Source organism: Streptomyces sp. NPDC007808 (assembly GCF_042868655.1).
GTDB lineage: Bacteria > Actinomycetota > Actinomycetes > Streptomycetales > Streptomycetaceae > Streptomyces.
In genome coordinates, this window is sequence record NZ_JBIAEQ010000001.1 from 902248 (window position 1) to 918050 (window position 15803).

The following is a 15803-nucleotide window of genomic DNA, read 5'->3' on the forward strand; positions in this document are numbered from 1 at the left end:
TCGGTGACGCTCAGTCATGCGATGGCGCTTTACCAGTAGTTGGGCAGGTGGTAGCGGTGGCTGTTGGTGGCGTGCCACTCGTGGTTGCCGGCCACCCAGTCGGACAGGCTCCGGGTGTAGCGCTCGACCAGGGGCGAGCCGGCGGACAGCAGCGCGGACTCCTCCTCGAAGGCCTCCATGATCCGGTTGTGGATCTCCACGGCCTTCAGATAGGCGGCCTTCAGTCCGCACCGCTCGTTGGCCGCGATGACCTGCGGCAGGTTGAGGTGGGTCGGGTCGCTCGTCAGCTCCTTGGTGAAGGAGTACAGGTCGTTGACGATGGTGGTCGCGTTGCAGGCCAGCGCCGTGATCCGCTGGATCTCCGGCCGGGCGTAGACGGCCTCGGGCAGTTCGTAGCCGTCCACGGCGTCCACGATCGACAGACAGGGACGGAAGTTGTTGAACTGCCGCATCACCAGGTACTCCCAGACGCGCGGCACATGGCGGGTCTCCGCCCAGGCGGCCTCGGCCAGATAGCCCAGATGCAGCCGGGCGATGTCGTGCACGAAACGGTCGGTCTGGCTGGGCGTGGCGAAGACGGCGTAGTCCGTGAGGGCGAAGTGGTACGACCGCAGCGGACCGTCGGCCCGCACTCCCTCGCGCCACTCCTCCTCCAACTCCGGAATCCCGTGGTACGGATCGATCGCCGACTGGGCCATGATCAGCCGGCCCCCGAGGCCCTGGCGAGCTGCGCCCCGGCCCTCGTCCTCCTCGCAGTAGCAGGAGTCGACGACGTTCTCGGCGAGCAGCAGCTCACCGGCCACGGTCAGCCGGTCCAGGTCGACCGCCTCCGGGTGCTGGAGCACCACGGCCCGGCCGAACTGGAACCCGGAGAAGTCCCCCTTCCACGCCTCGGGGAACAGGTCCAGCCGCCTGGCCCAGGCCTCCAGCCTGCGGTCGACCTCCGCGGCCTTCACGGGGTCGGCGGGGGCGACCTGCCGGTGGCGCAGCCCCGGGACGGCCCCGCCGCGCCGGGTGCGCAGGGTGCCCGCCAGGTTCGGGGGGCCCGGCATGCGGAAGCCGGTCGACGTGCTCATGGCGTGCTCCACGCGGTCACTCGGCCGTCCGGCCGATCTGGGCGTTCTCCAGGATCCCGACGGCGTCGGGCACGAGGATCGCCAGCGAGTAGTAGGCCGTCACGAGGTAGCGGATGATCGAGTTGCCGTCGATGCCCATGAACCGCACGTTCAGACCGGGCTGGTACTCCTCCGGGATCCCGGTCTGGTACAGCCCGATCGCGCCCTGGTCGCCCTCCCCGGTGCGCAGCGCGATGATGCTGCTGGTGTGCTGCGGGCTGATCGGGATCTTGTTGCACGGGAAGATCGGGACGCCGCGCCAGGCGGGGATCTCGTGCCCCTCCACGGTCGCCGTGCCGGGGACCAGGCCGCGACGGTTGCACTGCCGGAAGAAGGCCGCGATCGCCTTGGGATGGGCGATGAACAGCTTGGTCTTGCGCCGCATCGACAGCAGCTCGTCCATGTCGTCCGGAGTCGGCGGCCCGGTGAAGGTGCTGATGCGCTGCCCGTAGTCGGCGTTGTGCAGCAGCCCGAACTCCCGGTTGTTGACCAGCTCCCACTCCTGGCGCTCGCGGATCTCCTCGATCGTCAGCCTCAGCTGCTGCTCGGTCTGGTCCATCGGGTTGTTGTAGAGGTCGGCGACCCGGGTGTGGACGCGCAGTACGGTCTGCGTCAGCGACAACTCGTACTCGCGCGGGGCGAGTTCGTAGTCCACGAAGCCGCCGTTGATGGTCGGCTCGCCGACATGGCCCGCCTGCACCGGGACGTCGGCCTCGCCCTTGCGGTTCATGGGCAGGCGCTGGCGCGCGGCGTACGCCTGAAGGTGCGCGGCGAGCGACGGCACCCGGTCCGTGAGTTCCCGGACCACGCTCCAGGGGAGCACCAGCAGCACGCCGGCGGTCTCCGCACGGACCGAGCTCAGCCACAGCGGGTCGTCCCGGCCGATGGCCTCGTCGCCGATCTGGTCGCCGTCGGTGACGACGCCGAGGATCTCCTCCTCGCCGTACTTGCCCTCGGTGAAGCGGGTGAAGCGGCCGTGCGCGACGAGGTAGGCCTCGGTGACCGGCTGCCCGGCCTCGACCAGGATCTGGCCGGCGCGGATCTCCCGGACCCGGAAGCGGCCGGCGACCTCCCTGAGGACGTCGGTGTCGGTGTAGCCGCGCAGGACCGGAAGCTCGGTGAGGGTCTCGGGGATGACCTTGATGTCGTCCGCCCCGTTCTGGTCGAACTGCACCCGGCCCCGGCCCACCCGGAGCTGAAGCCGGCGGTTGACCCGGTAGGTGCCACCCTTCACGTCCACCCAGGGGAGCATCCGCAGCAGCCAGCGCGAGCTGATGGCCTGCATCTGCGGTTCGGACTTGGTGGTGGTGGCCAGCTGCCGGGCGGCCTGGGTGCTGAGACTGGTGAGCTGAGCGTCGGACCGGGGTTCGGGATCGGGTTCGTCGATGGCGGGACCGGTGGCGCTGTCCGGTGTGGACACATTCCCTCCAGGGATGAGCGGGCTGGCCAAGCGCGTGCACCAGCCAAACAGCCACTGGGGCTCCCGGGTCAGGGCGTGAAGGGGGCGGCTTCGGACTCCGAAGGTGCCAAACCTGCCGTACGAGGCAGTGGGTGCACCGTGAGTGCCACTGCTCCCCTTGCGTGCCCCCGCACGCTGGAGTGACGCACTCAGGACAGGTCGTTCACCAGCACCGCGGCCCCGTCGAACCGGCCCGCCTTCAGGTCCCGCAACGCCGCGTCGGCCCGCGACAGCGGATAGGTGTGGGTCGTGGCGCGTACGGCGTGCTCGGCGGCCAGCGCCAGGAACCCACGGCCGTCCTCGCGCGTGTTGGCGGTGACGCTGCGCAGCTGCTTCTCGTAGAAGAGCTCGCTCTCGTAGCGCAGCACCGGGACGTCGCTGAGGTGGATGCCCGCGATCGCCAGTGTGCCGCCCCGGTCCAGGGCCCGCAGCGCCACCGGGACGAGGTCGCCGACCGGCGCGAACAGGATCGCGCTGTCCAGCGGCTCCGGCGGCGACTCGTACGCGTCGCCGGCCGAGGCGGCACCGAGGTCGAGCGCCAGCCTGCGAGCGTGCGCACCCCGCGTCAGTACGTGCACGGTGGCGCCCTCCGCCAGCGCCAGCTGCGCGCACAGATGGGCGCTGCCCCCGAAGCCGTACAGTCCGAGCCGCCCGCCCGCCGGGAGCGCCGATCGCCGCAACGCGCGAAAGCCGATGATCCCGGCGCACAGCAGCGGAGCGCACGACACGTCGTCGATGCCCTCGGGCAGCCGGTAGGCGTACGCGGCCGGCACCGTCGTGTACTGCGCGTAACCGCCGTCGGCGTCCCAGCCGGTGTACCGCGAGGCCGGGCACAGGTTCTCCGACCCGCGCGCGCAGTAGGCGCAGGTGCCGTCGGTGCGCCGCAGCCAGGCCACCCCGACCCGCTCCCCGTCCTCGAAGCCGCGCACCGCCGCCCCCGCCCCGGCCACCACCCCGACCGCCTCGTGCCCGGGCGTGACCGCGGGCCGGCGCACCGGCAGGTCCCCCTCGGCGACATGCAGGTCGGTGCGGCACACCCCGCACGCGCGGACCCGTACGAGCAGCTCGTCCTCGCCCGGGGCGGGGACCGGCCTCTCGACGAACCGCAGGCCGCCCTCAGCCACCGGACCCGGCTCGACCACCGCCCACGCACGCATCGTCCCGCCCGCCATGTCGCACCCCCATCCGTCGCAGAGCCGCCGTGTCCTCCCAGTCTGTGACGCGGGGGCGCGTTCGGCGCGCGGTCCGACGAGGGCGTGACTACCGTGAGGAACCGGACAATCGCCGATTCGGAAAGGTCCGCAGCCATGGCCGTACAACCAGAGGGAACGCCCTGTTGGGCCGATGCGATGTTCAGCGACCTCGAGGGGGCGAAGAGCTTCTACGGCGACGTCCTGGGCTGGACCTTCGGCGAGTCGTCGTCGGAGTACGGCAACTACACCCAGGCCTACGTGGACGGCAAGGCGGTCGCCGCCGTCGTCCCGCCCATGCCCGGCCAGGAGGGGCAGTCCGCGTGGTGCCTGTACTTCGCCGCGTCCGACGCCGCCGCCACCGCCGAGAAGATCCGGCAGCACGGCGGCGAGGTGCTGATGGAGCCGATGCAGGTCGGTGAGTTCGGCACCATGTGCCTGGGCCGTGAGCCCAGCGGCGCCGTCTTCGGCGTGTGGCAGGCGGGGACCCACGAGGGCTTCGAGGCGCCGATGGAGCAGCCCGGAGCGTACTGCTGGGCCGAGGTCTTCACGCGGGAGCCGGAGAAGGCCGACTCCTTTATGACCGCCCTCTTCCCGTACTCGATGAAGCAGATGCAGGACGACGCGGTCGACTTCAGGCTGTTCGACCTCGGTGACCGGACCGTCCTGGGCCGGATGAAGATGACGGAGGAGTTCCCGCCCGAGATCCCCTCCTACATCAACGTGTACTTCACCGTGGCCAACTGTGACGACGCGGTCGCCGCGGCCACCAAGCTCGGTGCCCAGCTGCGCTTCGGCCCGATGGACAGCCCCTTCGGGCGGTTCGCGGCGCTCACCGATCCCCAGGGCGCGAACTTCTCGGTGATCGACGTCACGACGACGGCCGGGGAGATGCCGCAGACCACCGAGGTCTCCTGAAGCGGTTCGGCGCCGTCATCCGGTCATGGCATGATCGATCCCATGCGTGAACGTGTGGTGGCCGCGTGCGACGGGGCTTCGAAGGGCAACCCCGGGCCGGCCGGCTGGGCCTGGGTCGTCGCCGACGAGCGGGAGACCGCGGACCGCTGGGAGGCCGGCCCGCTCGGCCGGGCCACCAACAACGTCGCGGAACTCACCGCGCTGGAGCGTCTGCTCGCGTCGACCGACCCCGGCGTCCCGCTGGAGATCCGGATGGACTCCCAGTACGCCATGAAGGCCGTCACCACCTGGCTGCCCGGCTGGAAGCGCAACGGCTGGAAGACGGCGGCCGGCAAGCCGGTCGCCAACCAGGACCTGGTCGTGCGCATCGACGAACTGCTCACCGGACGCACAGTCGAGTTCCGCTACGTACCCGCCCACCAGGTCGACGGCGACCCGCTGAACGACTTCGCCGACCGCGCCGCCAGCCAGGCGGCCACCCTGCAGGAGCCCGCGGGCAGCGGCCTCGGCTCGCCGGAGCCGCCGCCCTCCCCGGACACCCCGTCGGCCAAGGCCCCGCGCCGCAAGTCCGCGCCCGCACGGAAGAACGGCACCTCCTCGCGCACCATCAAGGCCAAGTTCCCCGGCCGCTGCCTCTGCGGCCGGGGCTACGCCGCCGGTGAGTCCATCGCGAAGAACGCGCAGGGCTGGGGCCACCCGGAGTGCCGCACCGCGCAGGCATGAGCGGAGGCCGGGACATACGGCGACGCGGTTTCAGGCCGCGTCGAAGGTGTAGTGCGCCGTGTGGTCCAGCAGGTCGGCGGGGGTCATGTCGTTCCAGGGCTTCATCGTGTCGTTGAGGTCGACCACGTTCGGGGTCCCGGCCGTCGGCACGTAACCGGAGCCCGGGTGGCGTTTCTGCCAGTCCGCCCACAGCTTGTCGATGAAGGCGTGGTGCATCCAGAACACCGGGTCGTTGGGCGACATGCCGGTCGCCATCTGACCGCCGACCCAGACATGGACCCGGTTGTGCAGATTGACCCCGCGCCAGCCTTCGAGATGGTTGCGGAAGCCGTCCGAGGCGCTGTTCCAGGGCGGCATGTCGTACGTGGGCATCGCGAGCACCGACTCCACCTCCGCCCGCGTCGGCAGCTCCCGCACGGCGGTGCCGAGCGAACGGCGCAGGAACGTGCGGCCGTCGACTCGCACGTTGACGGGCCAGTTGCCGGAGGTCGCGGCGAACGGCCCGTCCATCACCCGCCCGTCCAGGCTGCGTCCGGTGCCGCCGAGGAAGTCGGGCGCCCAGAGCGAGGACCGTATGGAGCGGTCGGCGGTCCAGTCCCAGTAGGGCAGGGCGACCGAGGCGTCCACCTGCTGCAACGCGCGCTCGAACTCCAGCAGGAATCTGCGGTGCCAGGGGAGGAAGGACGGTGAACGGTGCCCGGTGCGCTCGCCGTTGTCGGTGTCGCCGAGGATGAAGGCGTTGTGGGTCGTGACGAACTCGTCGTAGCGGCCGTTGCGCTTCAGTTCCAGCACGGCGGCGACGAAGCGCCGCTTCTCGTCGGCGGTCAGCAGGGCCTGGTTCTTGCGGACGGTCATGGTCGGTGGTGCTCCAGAGTGCTCGTGTGTGCGGGTGGGCCGGGCAGGTCAGTTGGCGGGGAAGGGGAGGAGCTTGGCTCCCTGGAGCTCGTCGACGGCGGCGCGGGCGGCGGCGCGCGGGGTGGGGACCGGCTCGTAGTGGCTGACGACGCTGATCCAGCTGCCGTCGGCGTTGCGCATCAGATGCAGCTCCACCCCGTCGACGAACACGGCGTAACCGGCGCCGTGATGCTGGTGACCGCCGCCCGAGGCCGGCCGGCCCTGTATGCGACGGCCCTTGTAGACCTCGTCGAAGGAGGCGGGGGAGTGGTGGTCGTGCCCTGCCTCGGCCGGGGTGGCCGCCGTCGACGCGGTGGGGGCGGCGATCGCATGGACACCGGCTCCGGTGGCGAGGGCGGCTGCGGCGGTGAGTGCACGACGACGGCTGAGTACCGGCATGCGGACCTCCTGGGTGGGGTTGTTGCGGATCACGACTCCGCATGCCTACCGGTCAGGCCGAGAGCCGGAGAAATCGGCCGGGAGTGGTTGGGCGCGATCAGGACAAGTGCCCACATGTCATGCAGGATTGAACCAAGATGATCTTGCTTGAGGTGGGCCCCGGGTTACCCGGAAGGGGAAATTCCTCCCCCTGCGGGTGGCATTCGGGGTGGTACTTCGCGCGCCGGTGCCGCGCCGGTGGTCCACCTCACTCGCAGAAGCTGACGCGATCCGGAGCGTCACGAGGAGGGGCGCCCGTCCTGCTACGCTGCGGAAACGATATGACCGTTTCATGTAATTGATGGGGGTATGCGTGAAGGTCGCCTGCGTCGGCGGCGGACCCGCCGGCCTGTATCTCTCGATCCTGCTGAAGCTGCGGGACCCGTCCCACGAGGTCACCGTCCACGAGCGCGACCCGGCGGGCTCCACCTACGGCTGGGGCGTCACCTACTGGCGCGGACTGCTCGACGAACTCGGCGCCCACGACCCCGAATCGGCCCGCGCCATCGCCGCCGGCTCGGTCCGCTGGCGCCAGGGCGTCGCCCACGTACGGCACCTGACGACCCGTCGGCCCGGCGACGAGGGGCACGGCATCGGCCGCCACCGGCTGCTGGAGATCCTCGCCACCCGCGCCCGCTCGCTCGGGGTACGGCTCGTCCACGAGCAAGCGATCACACCGGAGAACCTGCCCGACGCCGACCTCGTGGTGGCGGCCGACGGTCTGCACAGCGCCCTGCGCACCCGCCACGCCGACCACTTCGGCACGCGGTACACGCAGGGCCGCAACCGCTACGTCTGGCTCGGCACGAGCAAGGTCTTCGACGCTTTCACCTTCGCCTTCGTCGAGACCGGCCACGGCTGGATCTGGTGCTACGGCTACGGCTGCGGTCCCGAGGCCGGAACCGTCGTCGTCGAATGCGCCCCGGGAACCTGGGCCGGCCTCGGCCTCGACACCGCGCCCGCGACCCACGGCCGGGCCCAGCTGGCCGAGCTCTTCGCCCATGTCCTGGACGGCCACCCCCTCACCGGCCCCGCGAGCGCCGACGGCAGGGACCGCTGGCTGAGCTTCCGCACCCTCACCAATCGCACCTGGCACCGCGGCAACCTCGTCCTGCTCGGCGACGCCGCCCACACCACCCACTACTCCATCGGCGCCGGCACGACCCTCGCCCTCCAGGACGCCATCGCCCTCACCGCCGTACTGCACGAGCACTCCGCGCTCCCGCAGGCCCTCACCGCGTACGAACAACGACGCAAGCACGCGCTGTTGCCCGTACAGAGCGCGGCCCGCCTGAGCGCCCAGTGGTACGAGAACCTCCCCCGCTACATCGGCCTGCCCCCCGAGCAGATGTTCGCCCTGCTCGGCCAGCGCCACTCACCCCTGCTGCCCCATGTGCCGCCCCGGCTGTACTACCGGATCGACAGGGCGGCGGGGCGGTCGGCGGCGCTGCGCCGCCTCAAGCGCCGGCTCGGGCCGAAGGTCGCGCGTGCCGTCCACGCGAGGACCCTCGCCGGCAGCGGATGACCGCACTCACCGGAACAACCGGTCGAGGAAGGTGTTGCCGAACACCCCGTGCGGGTCGAGCCGGTCCAGCACCGCGGACGCCTGCCCCCACGCGCTCTGCCCGATGGAACCGGGAACGGCCGAGTCCAGCACGTCGTCGTCGCTCCAGGCGGCCTCGTCGGTGTAGGCCCAGCCCTTCGACCACTCCACCCGGGACAGGGCGTACCCGCCGTCGAAGGTGCGCAGCACGAACTGCTCCAGCTCGCGCAGGAACTCCTGCGCATGCGGGGTCCCGGGCAGCGTCAGGACGTTCAGCCAGACGGCCGTGTTCCAGTCGGGACGGTCCGCGCGCGGGCCGAGCGCCGACAGCAGCGGGGTCCGCGCACCGGTCGCACCGACGTCCGCCGGATCGTCCAGACCGGTCACCCGGATCTCCACCGAGCCGTTGACCGGGAACCGGCCCCGAGCCGCGTACGCCGCCAACCGCTCCCGGTAGAAGGCCGTGAACTCGGCCAGCACGCGCTGCACCTGGTCCCGGCCGGTCAGCACCGCGTACCCGTTCGTCGCGATGCGCAGCGTCGTCGGACGCAGATACAGCAGCGTGTTCTTGGACGGCCCCCAGATGTCCGCCGACCGCGTCGCCACGAGCCCGAGCGCCGCCACGTCGTACTGCGCGTTGCCCAGCACCGGTGCCAGGTACCAGGCGCCGTCCGACACCATGCGCCCGACCAGGTCCGCCACCGGGGTCGGGACGTTGTCGGAGAACGGGTAGTTGTACGGCGTCCGCACATGGCGCGAGGTCAGCGGCCGGGTGGGGGAGACGCTCCACACCTTCAGCCACGGGAACTCGGTGAAGGCGAACCAGATCGCCTCGACCCGGCCCGCCCGGTCCAGGAAGCTCGCGAGCGTGCGGCCGTCGGTGCCGGGCGCGGCGAAGAGTTCGCCGGCCGGGATGTCCGTACGGCTGACGCACCGCAGGTTGGTGTCGGCTCCCGCGCGCAGCACGACCTCGGTGACCAGCGACCGGCCGAGATGGGTGAGCAGGGCGGCGCAGTCCGCCGTGTCCCGGTCGTACGTCCGCAGCACGTACGCGCCGCTCGTCTCGTCCCAGACCACGGCGGTCAGCGACAGCACGAGATTGCTCAGGGAGCCGTACGTGTGCCCGGGCAGCCGCTGTTCGCCGCGCGCCGGCACCGCGGTGCCGTGGGCGTCGACGGCGAGGGCGCCGCCGAGGGTGAGGTTGCCGGGCGCGGGTGCCGCGGTGACGCCGAGCCCGTGCTCCTCCAGGTAGCCGAGCAGGGCCTCCAGGGTGACACCGGCGCCGGCCCGTACCGAGGTGGCCGACTCAAGGGCCAGGCCGGTCAGGTGGGCGGCGGTGTCGACGAGCAGGACCGGTGCGTCCGACGACGTGCCCGGCGTGACGGTCAGCGGTGACCAGCCGTGCGAGGCGCCGCGGGCACGGACCCTCCAGCCGTGCCGCCAGGCCCAGTTGACGACGGCGACCACATGGTCCGGACCGGCCGGTGCGCACGCCCACAGTCCGTCGGCGGTGATCTCACCGACCCAGTTCCGGTACGCCGAGCGGTACAGGGCCACATCGGCGGGGAAGTCCGGTAACTCCTGTGCGGCGACGGCCGGGTCGGCCGGCAGGAGGACCGGTACGGCGGTCAGGGCGGCGGTGTGGAGGAGGAAGCGCCTGCGGCTGAAGATGTCGGTCACACGGCCAAGCTAGGGACCGACTCGACACACACGGCCCGTCTGTCGAAACCATTCACCAGTGTGAGTGAGGGCTTCACATGTGACCGGGCGGAGGGGTCAGCTCCGCATACGGGGACGACGAATGACACACTGACGCCATGGACGAGCGTGTAATCGGTAGGTCGGGTCAGCGGGCATCCGTCGTCGGACTGGGGACGTGGCAGCTGGGCGCCGACTGGGGAGACGTCGACGAGAAGGACGCCCTGGCGGTGCTGGAGGCGGCGGTCGAGTCGGGGGTGACCTTCTTCGACACCGCCGACGTCTACGGCGACGGCCGCAGCGAGCAGACCATCGCCACGTTCCTGCGTGCCAGGCCCGAGCTGGACGTCTTCGTCGCGACCAAGATGGGCCGCCGCGTCGACCAGATCCCGGAGAACTACGTCCTCGACAACTTCCGGGCCTGGAACGACCGTTCCCGCCGCAACCTCGGCGTGGACCGCCTCGACCTGGTCCAGCTGCACTGCCCGCCGACGCCGGTCTACTCGACCGACGAGGTGTTCGACGCCCTGGACACCCTGGTCGCGGAGGAGCGCATCGCCCGCTACGGCGTCAGCGTGGAGACCTGCGAGGAGGCGCTGACCGCGATCGCCCGCCCGGGCGTCACGAGCGTGCAGATCATCCTCAACCCGTTCCGCATGAAGCCCCTGCGCGAGGTGCTGCCCGCCGCCCGGGAGGCCGGTGTCGGCATCATCGCCCGCGTTCCGCTCGCCTCCGGTCTGCTGTCGGGCAAGTACACCAAGGACACCGTCTTCGCCGCCGACGACCACCGGACCTACAACCGGCACGGCGAGGCCTTCGACCAGGGCGAGACCTTCTCCGGCGTCGACTACGCGTCGGGCGTGGAGGCCGCCGCCGAGTTCGCCGACCTCGCGCCCGAGGGGTTCACCCCGGCCCAGCTGGCCCTGCGCTGGATCATCCAGCAGCCTGGTGTGACCACCGTGATCCCCGGCGCCCGCTCGGCCGAGCAGGCCCGCGCCAACGCGGCCGCCGCCGCGCTGCCGGACCTGTCGGACGAGACGCTCGACGCGATCCGGGCCCTGTACGACCGGCGGATCAAGGACCAGGTGGAAGGCCGCTGGTAGTCACCGGCGGGTAGACCCGCGGCCGACGGGACAGAATCGTCGCTCAGCGGGTACTCGCCGCATCGAGGGCTCAGGTCGCTCGAAGGCAGGAGGACACGGTGACGGCACAGCAGGACGGAGCTACCAGGCGCAGAGGGCGCAACGAGACCGAGGAGGAGAGAGCCGACCGCATGTGGGTCGAGCTCCTCCAAGAGGTCCGCGTGGCCCAGATGGGGGTGCAGATCCTCTTCGGCTTCCTGCTCACCGTCGTCTTCACCCCGAAGTACGACGACCTGGACTCCACGGACCAGACGATCTACATCGTGACGGTCGTGCTGGGCGCCGCCGCCACCGGTGCCCTGATAGGCCCCGTCTCCCTGCATCGGCTGGTCTCCGGGCGGCTCATCAAGCCCAAGGCGGTGGAGTGGGCCTCCCGGTTCACCCTCATCGGCCTGATCCTGCTGCTCGTGACGATGGCGTCCTCGCTGCTGCTGATCCTGCGGGTCGCCACGCACGACGGCTATGTGCCCTGGCTGGTCACGGGCGTGGTCGTCTGGTACGTCGTCTGCTGGTTCGTGCTGCCACTGTGGGCACGCCGCCGCTACACGGAATGAGCGGCGGCGTGCCCACGGTGCGTCGGCCCGGTCGCGGCTACTCGGGCCGCGCCGAGCCCTGCTGGGCCCCGCGCAGCGCGGTGATACACGCGGAGATGGCCTGCTGGAGCTCCTCCAGCTGGGACACCATGTCGTCCTCGACGAACTCCTGCACGTCGTCGAAGGTGAGCTCCTCGAAGACCTTCGTCGCCCGCTGCAGGCTGCTGTAGAACTTCGTCCGCCGCTCCTGCACCCGCAGCTCGGGGTCGGCCTCCACCGCCTCGGCGACCAGGGACTTCATGGTGCCGTAGGCCTCGGTGGCCCATTCGCCGGCGTCCTCGTCGTCCGCCAGCTCGTCGATGAGGGACAGGTGCCGCTCGGCCTCCTGCCGCAGGTCGCCCGGCGCGTCGACGGTCTGCCCGGCCGGCGTCTTGATCAGGCCGGACTCCGCGATCTGGCGGACGTAGTCGATCCGGTCGGCCGACCGGTTCTCCCCGGCCACGGCCTTCTTCAGCTCCTCGGTGCGGACCACGTCCCGCGCCAACTCGGTCTGCAGGTCCGGGTCCTCACGAACCCGGTCGAGGAGCGCCTGGCGGGCCGCGCGGGCCGTCGAGGGGTCGGCGAGGATCGCGGCGCGCAGCGCCGTGGGGTTCTCGGCGACCTCCAAGGCCTTGGTCGGGCGGATGCCCTCGGCCTCCGCGGCCTCGGCGATGGCGGTGCCGCGCTCGGACGTCGCGCTGGTGCGGGAGACGTAGTAGCCGAGCCACACGTCGGCGTCCGGAAGCTCCACCTCCTGGCCCGGCGCGAGGGCCTCGAAGTGCGGCACGAGACCGTCGTCGGCGGCCCGGTCCCAGGCCTTGTAGTAGCGCATGACGCGTTCGGGGGAGCACCCGGCGAGTTCCGCGAACTCCTTCGCGGACACCTTCGGCGTCTCGCCCGCGCTCTGACCGCCGGGCCGCACACTGCGCGCCACCATCAGGCCGAAGGCCCACCCTCCGGTCCGCGCGTAGACACCGAACTCGCGGGCGTCGCGCGCGATGAGATCGGACGGCGGGGCCTGGGGTGCGGGGGACGTCTCGGGCGGGACGAACGCCAGGGTCACGGATGACTCTCCTGTACGGGGACGGGTTGCCCGGAAGGCAACGACAAGTGCATCCGGCAGCTTATGGCACCCGCGAGGGACGCTCGTCCCACTCCGAAACCGCCCGCGCGCGCTGCGCCTAGGGTCGGCCGAGAGCGTCCCGCAGCGCGGGCAGCAGTGTCTTCTCCGCCCAGTCGAGGTAGGCCGGCTGGCTCTCGCCCCCGATCTGCACCAGCGCGATCTCGGTGAAGCCCGCCTCGGCGTACGGGCGGACCGCCTCCACGAAGGCGTCCGGGTCGTCGCCGCACGGGATCGCGTCGGCGACGTCGTCCTGGGTGACGAACTGCGTCGCCGCCTCGAATGAGTCGGGGTGGGGCAGTTCCGAGTTCACCTTCCATCCGCTGCCGAACCAGCGGAACTGCGAGTGCGCCCGCTTGATCGCGGTGTCCCGGTCGGGGTCGTAGCACACGGGCAGCTGACCCACGCGCGGCTTGCCCCGGCCGCCGTGCCGGTCGAACGCCTCCAGCAGGCCGGCCTTGGGCTCCGTGGCGATCACAAGGTCACCCAGCCTGCCCGCGAGCGCGCAGGACCGCTCCCCGGAGACCGCGATGCCGATGGGCGGCGGCTGGTCCGGCAGGTCCCACAGCCGGGCCGATTCAACGTCGAAGTGCGTACCCCGGTGGTTCACATGGCCGCCCTCGAAGAGCGCCCGGATGATCTCCACCGCCTCTTCGAGCATCTCGTGCCGCACGTCCACGGACGGCCAGCCGCCGCCCACGACATGCTCGTTGAGGTTCTCGCCCGAGCCCAGCCCCAGCCGGAACCGGCCCTCGGACAGCAGCTGCATGGTGGCCGCCTTCTGCGCCACCACCGCCGGGTGGTAACGCACGGTCGGGCACGTCACGTAGGTCATCAGCGGGATCCGCGAGGTGGCCTGGGCGGCCGCGCCCAGCACACTCCAGGCGTACGGGGAGTGACCCTGCGAGCGCAGCCACGGAAAGTAGTGGTCCGAGGTCACGGAGAAGTCGAAGCCCGCCTCCTCGGCGCGGACCACATGGTCCACCAGCTCACGAGGGCCGGCCTGCTCGGTCATCATCGTGTATCCGATCTGCACCATGCGCACCGAGTCCCCGGACACGGCTGACCGAAAACGGGACGGAGGGGGCAGGAGGGGCCGTGCGTGGGCGAGAGGGGGCTGCGCGGCGGGCGAGTGGGGGCCTGAAGGGCGGCGGACGGGGGGATCCACGGGCGACGGCGGCGGCAGGATGCCCGCATGCCCTCCCGCCCCTGCCCTCCAGCACCCCGTCGGCCCCAGGGGCCGACGCCCGCGGCGTCCTCGCCTTCCTGGACGCCTTCGACGCGATGCGCGGCCTGCCCCCGCGGGCGATGTGCGCACCCCGCGCGGTCCCGCCTGATCACCCCTCGGGCACCCGGAAGGTGCGCAGGATGACGTCCAGGGCCTCGCGATTGCCGGGGTCGTCCCAGTTGGCTTCCGGTGTCGTCCAGCGCAGCGAGTAGCCGCGGTGCTCGGCGACGACGAAGCCGCGGCCGAGGGTACGGATGCGGGTGCCGTCGCTCTCGGCCACCCATTGCATGTCGGCGGCCTTGAAGCCCTGGTACGTGGTCGCCTCGATGTCGCCGATCCGCCGGAACCCGGCCCGCTCCTGCAGACCCGGCTGGACGTCGTCCCGCCACACGGCGACGGGGTCCGGGCCCACGCGTTCGCTGTAGGTGACGGCCAGGCTGCGTGGATCGTCGTCGGCGCCGAAGATCACTCGGTACGCCAGGTTCGAGGCCCGCTTGGTGAGCTGCGCCTCCCAGCCTTCGGGCAGGGCGACGGAGAAGCCCTCCGGTGAGGTGTACGTCCGGAAACCGGCGGGCAGGGCCGTGCGCGAGGGAGTGGCGGTGGGCGTCCCCGGCTCCGTCGCCTCCCGGGTGGGTGACGAACTGGGGGTGGGAGCCGGGGGCGTGTCGGTCGGTGTCCCGGCCGTGGTCGACGGAGCGGGTGTCGGAGCCTCGGCGGAGGTCGAGGGCGCCGGTGTCGGAGCCGCCGCGGAGGGATCGGTGTCGTCCGGCCGCTGGTCGGTGACCATGAGGACCGCGGCCGCGACGGTCACGACGGCCAGCGCGGTGCCGACGACCACGGCCCGCCTGCTCCATCCCGGCCCCACCGCGTACCGGCCGCGCACCCGGGGGCGCGGTGCGGCCTGCAGGGACGCCCCGGGGTCCTCGTCGAGGACGCGGACGAAAGCGTCGCGCACCACCGGTCTGCTCAGCCGCTCCCTGGAGTCCTTGCGCAGCAGCCCCTGTACGACCTGGGTGAGCGGCCCGGCACGCACCGGGGCGCGCAACGGCAGCCGGTCCACGCCCTTCAGCGTGGCCTCGGGCCGGTCCCGTTCGCGGTACGGCGGGCGGCCTTCGACCATCGTGTAGAGGATCGCGCCGAGCGCCCACAGATCGGACGCCGGTCCGATGCGCTCGTCGCGGGCCTGCTCGGGGGAGGCGTACGACGGCGCCGCGACCCGCGGGGCGAGGGTCGCGCCGGCCAGCCCGAAGCCGGTGACCACGACGGAGCCCTCGTCGCCGACGAACACCTGGCCCGGACTCAGCTCGCCGTGGGTGATGCCCGCGACGTGCGCCGCCTCCAGCACGTCGAGCAGTTCGAGGCCGATGCGCGCCGCCCGGACATGGTTCAACGGGCCCTGCCGCGCGAGGAGTTCCCCGAGGGGCGTGCCGTCGAGCCACTCGGTGACGATCCACAGGCTCCCGGACTCCTCGACGGCGTCCAGGACGGTGGCGACCCGGCCCGGACGCAGCAACCCCATCCGCTCTGACGTCCGAAGGATCCGCGAGGTCGCCCGGCGCCTGTCGTCCGGGCCCATGTCGTCGGGCAGGCCGATCTGGGAGAGAAGGCACGGACGTCCGGTCTCCATGTCCTCGCCGCAATAGCTGTCGCGATTCGTCTCACGATGGACGACATCGACGAGTCGGTACCTTCCGGCGATCGACCCGACTGTGGAGACGCGCGCCTTGACCATGGCCATCCCTCGCTGAACCCCTGGCTCTCAT

14 protein-coding genes are annotated in these 15803 nt (G+C 71.6%); 5 read left to right on the plus strand and 9 right to left on the minus strand.

Annotated elements, in window-relative coordinates; all coding sequences use genetic code 11:
- Positions 1–29: 29 nt before the first annotated feature.
- The 3 genes from ACFYNL_RS04010 to ACFYNL_RS04020 form a co-directional block, all read right to left on the minus strand.
- Positions 30–1076 (minus strand): family 2 encapsulin nanocompartment cargo protein terpene cyclase, encoded by a 1047-nt coding sequence (locus tag ACFYNL_RS04010; RefSeq protein ID WP_388795993.1) that lies wholly within the window; start codon positions 1074–1076, stop codon positions 30–32.
- 16 nt (positions 1077–1092) lie between these two features.
- Positions 1093–2535, minus strand: coding sequence for a family 2B encapsulin nanocompartment shell protein (locus ACFYNL_RS04015; RefSeq protein WP_388795996.1), 1443 nt, complete (start codon positions 2533–2535; stop codon positions 1093–1095).
- A gap of 188 nt (positions 2536–2723) precedes the next feature.
- The gene (locus ACFYNL_RS04020) at positions 2724–3731 is read right to left on the minus strand and encodes a zinc-binding alcohol dehydrogenase family protein (protein ID WP_388797305.1); all 1008 of its coding nucleotides are present in this window, start codon (positions 3729–3731) and stop codon (positions 2724–2726) included.
- Between the two features lie 150 nt (positions 3732–3881).
- Between ACFYNL_RS04020 and ACFYNL_RS04025 the strand changes: the two genes are divergently transcribed.
- Both ACFYNL_RS04025 and ACFYNL_RS04030 read left to right on the plus strand, forming a co-directional pair.
- The gene (locus ACFYNL_RS04025; RefSeq protein ID WP_388795999.1) at positions 3882–4682 is read left to right on the plus strand and encodes a VOC family protein; all 801 of its coding nucleotides are present in this window, start codon (positions 3882–3884) and stop codon (positions 4680–4682) included.
- A gap of 30 nt (positions 4683–4712) precedes the next feature.
- A complete protein-coding gene (locus ACFYNL_RS04030) occupies positions 4713–5405 on the plus strand; it encodes a ribonuclease H (RefSeq protein WP_388796002.1) in 693 nt (230 codons plus the stop codon).
- A 30-nt stretch (positions 5406–5435) separates the two neighbouring features.
- Here the strand turns inward: ACFYNL_RS04030 and ACFYNL_RS04035 are convergent, their stop codons facing one another.
- Positions 5436–6260, minus strand: a complete 825-nt coding sequence (locus ACFYNL_RS04035) for a tyrosinase family protein (RefSeq protein WP_388796005.1) — start codon at positions 6258–6260, stop codon at positions 5436–5438.
- Between the two features lie 48 nt (positions 6261–6308).
- On the minus strand, positions 6309–6698 hold the full coding sequence (locus tag ACFYNL_RS04040) for a tyrosinase cofactor (RefSeq protein ID WP_388796009.1): 390 nt from the start codon (positions 6696–6698) through the stop codon (positions 6309–6311).
- Positions 6699–7038: 340 nt separating this feature from the next.
- On the opposite strand from ACFYNL_RS04040, the gene ACFYNL_RS04045 reads away from it, so the two are divergent.
- Positions 7039–8262 (plus strand): FAD-dependent monooxygenase, encoded by a 1224-nt coding sequence (locus tag ACFYNL_RS04045; protein WP_388796012.1) that lies wholly within the window; start codon positions 7039–7041, stop codon positions 8260–8262.
- 6 nt (positions 8263–8268) lie between these two features.
- Here ACFYNL_RS04045 and ACFYNL_RS04050 read toward each other — a convergent pair whose 3' ends face one another.
- Positions 8269–9960 carry a cholesterol oxidase substrate-binding domain-containing protein gene (locus tag ACFYNL_RS04050; protein ID WP_388796014.1) on the minus strand — a complete coding sequence of 564 codons (1692 nt, stop codon included), beginning with the start codon at positions 9958–9960 and terminating at the stop codon, positions 8269–8271.
- A 137-nt stretch (positions 9961–10097) separates the two neighbouring features.
- On the opposite strand from ACFYNL_RS04050, the gene ACFYNL_RS04055 reads away from it, so the two are divergent.
- Positions 10098–11081: an aldo/keto reductase gene (locus ACFYNL_RS04055; protein ID WP_388796017.1), complete on the plus strand. Its 984-nt coding sequence runs from the start codon at positions 10098–10100 to the stop codon at positions 11079–11081.
- A 98-nt stretch (positions 11082–11179) separates the two neighbouring features.
- A complete protein-coding gene (locus ACFYNL_RS04060; RefSeq protein ID WP_388796020.1) occupies positions 11180–11674 on the plus strand; it encodes a DUF6328 family protein in 495 nt (164 codons plus the stop codon).
- 37 nt (positions 11675–11711) lie between these two features.
- Here the strand turns inward: ACFYNL_RS04060 and ACFYNL_RS04065 are convergent, their stop codons facing one another.
- The 3 genes from ACFYNL_RS04065 to ACFYNL_RS04075 form a co-directional block, all read right to left on the minus strand.
- Complete coding sequence (locus tag ACFYNL_RS04065; protein WP_388796022.1) at positions 11712–12755, minus strand: hypothetical protein; 1044 nt, start codon at positions 12753–12755, stop codon at positions 11712–11714.
- Between the two features lie 118 nt (positions 12756–12873).
- On the minus strand, positions 12874–13851 hold the full coding sequence (locus ACFYNL_RS04070; RefSeq protein WP_388796025.1) for an LLM class F420-dependent oxidoreductase: 978 nt from the start codon (positions 13849–13851) through the stop codon (positions 12874–12876).
- Positions 13852–14149: 298 nt separating this feature from the next.
- A complete protein-coding gene (locus ACFYNL_RS04075; RefSeq protein WP_388796028.1) occupies positions 14150–15778 on the minus strand; it encodes a serine/threonine protein kinase in 1629 nt (542 codons plus the stop codon).
- Positions 15779–15803: the final 25 nt, after the last annotated feature.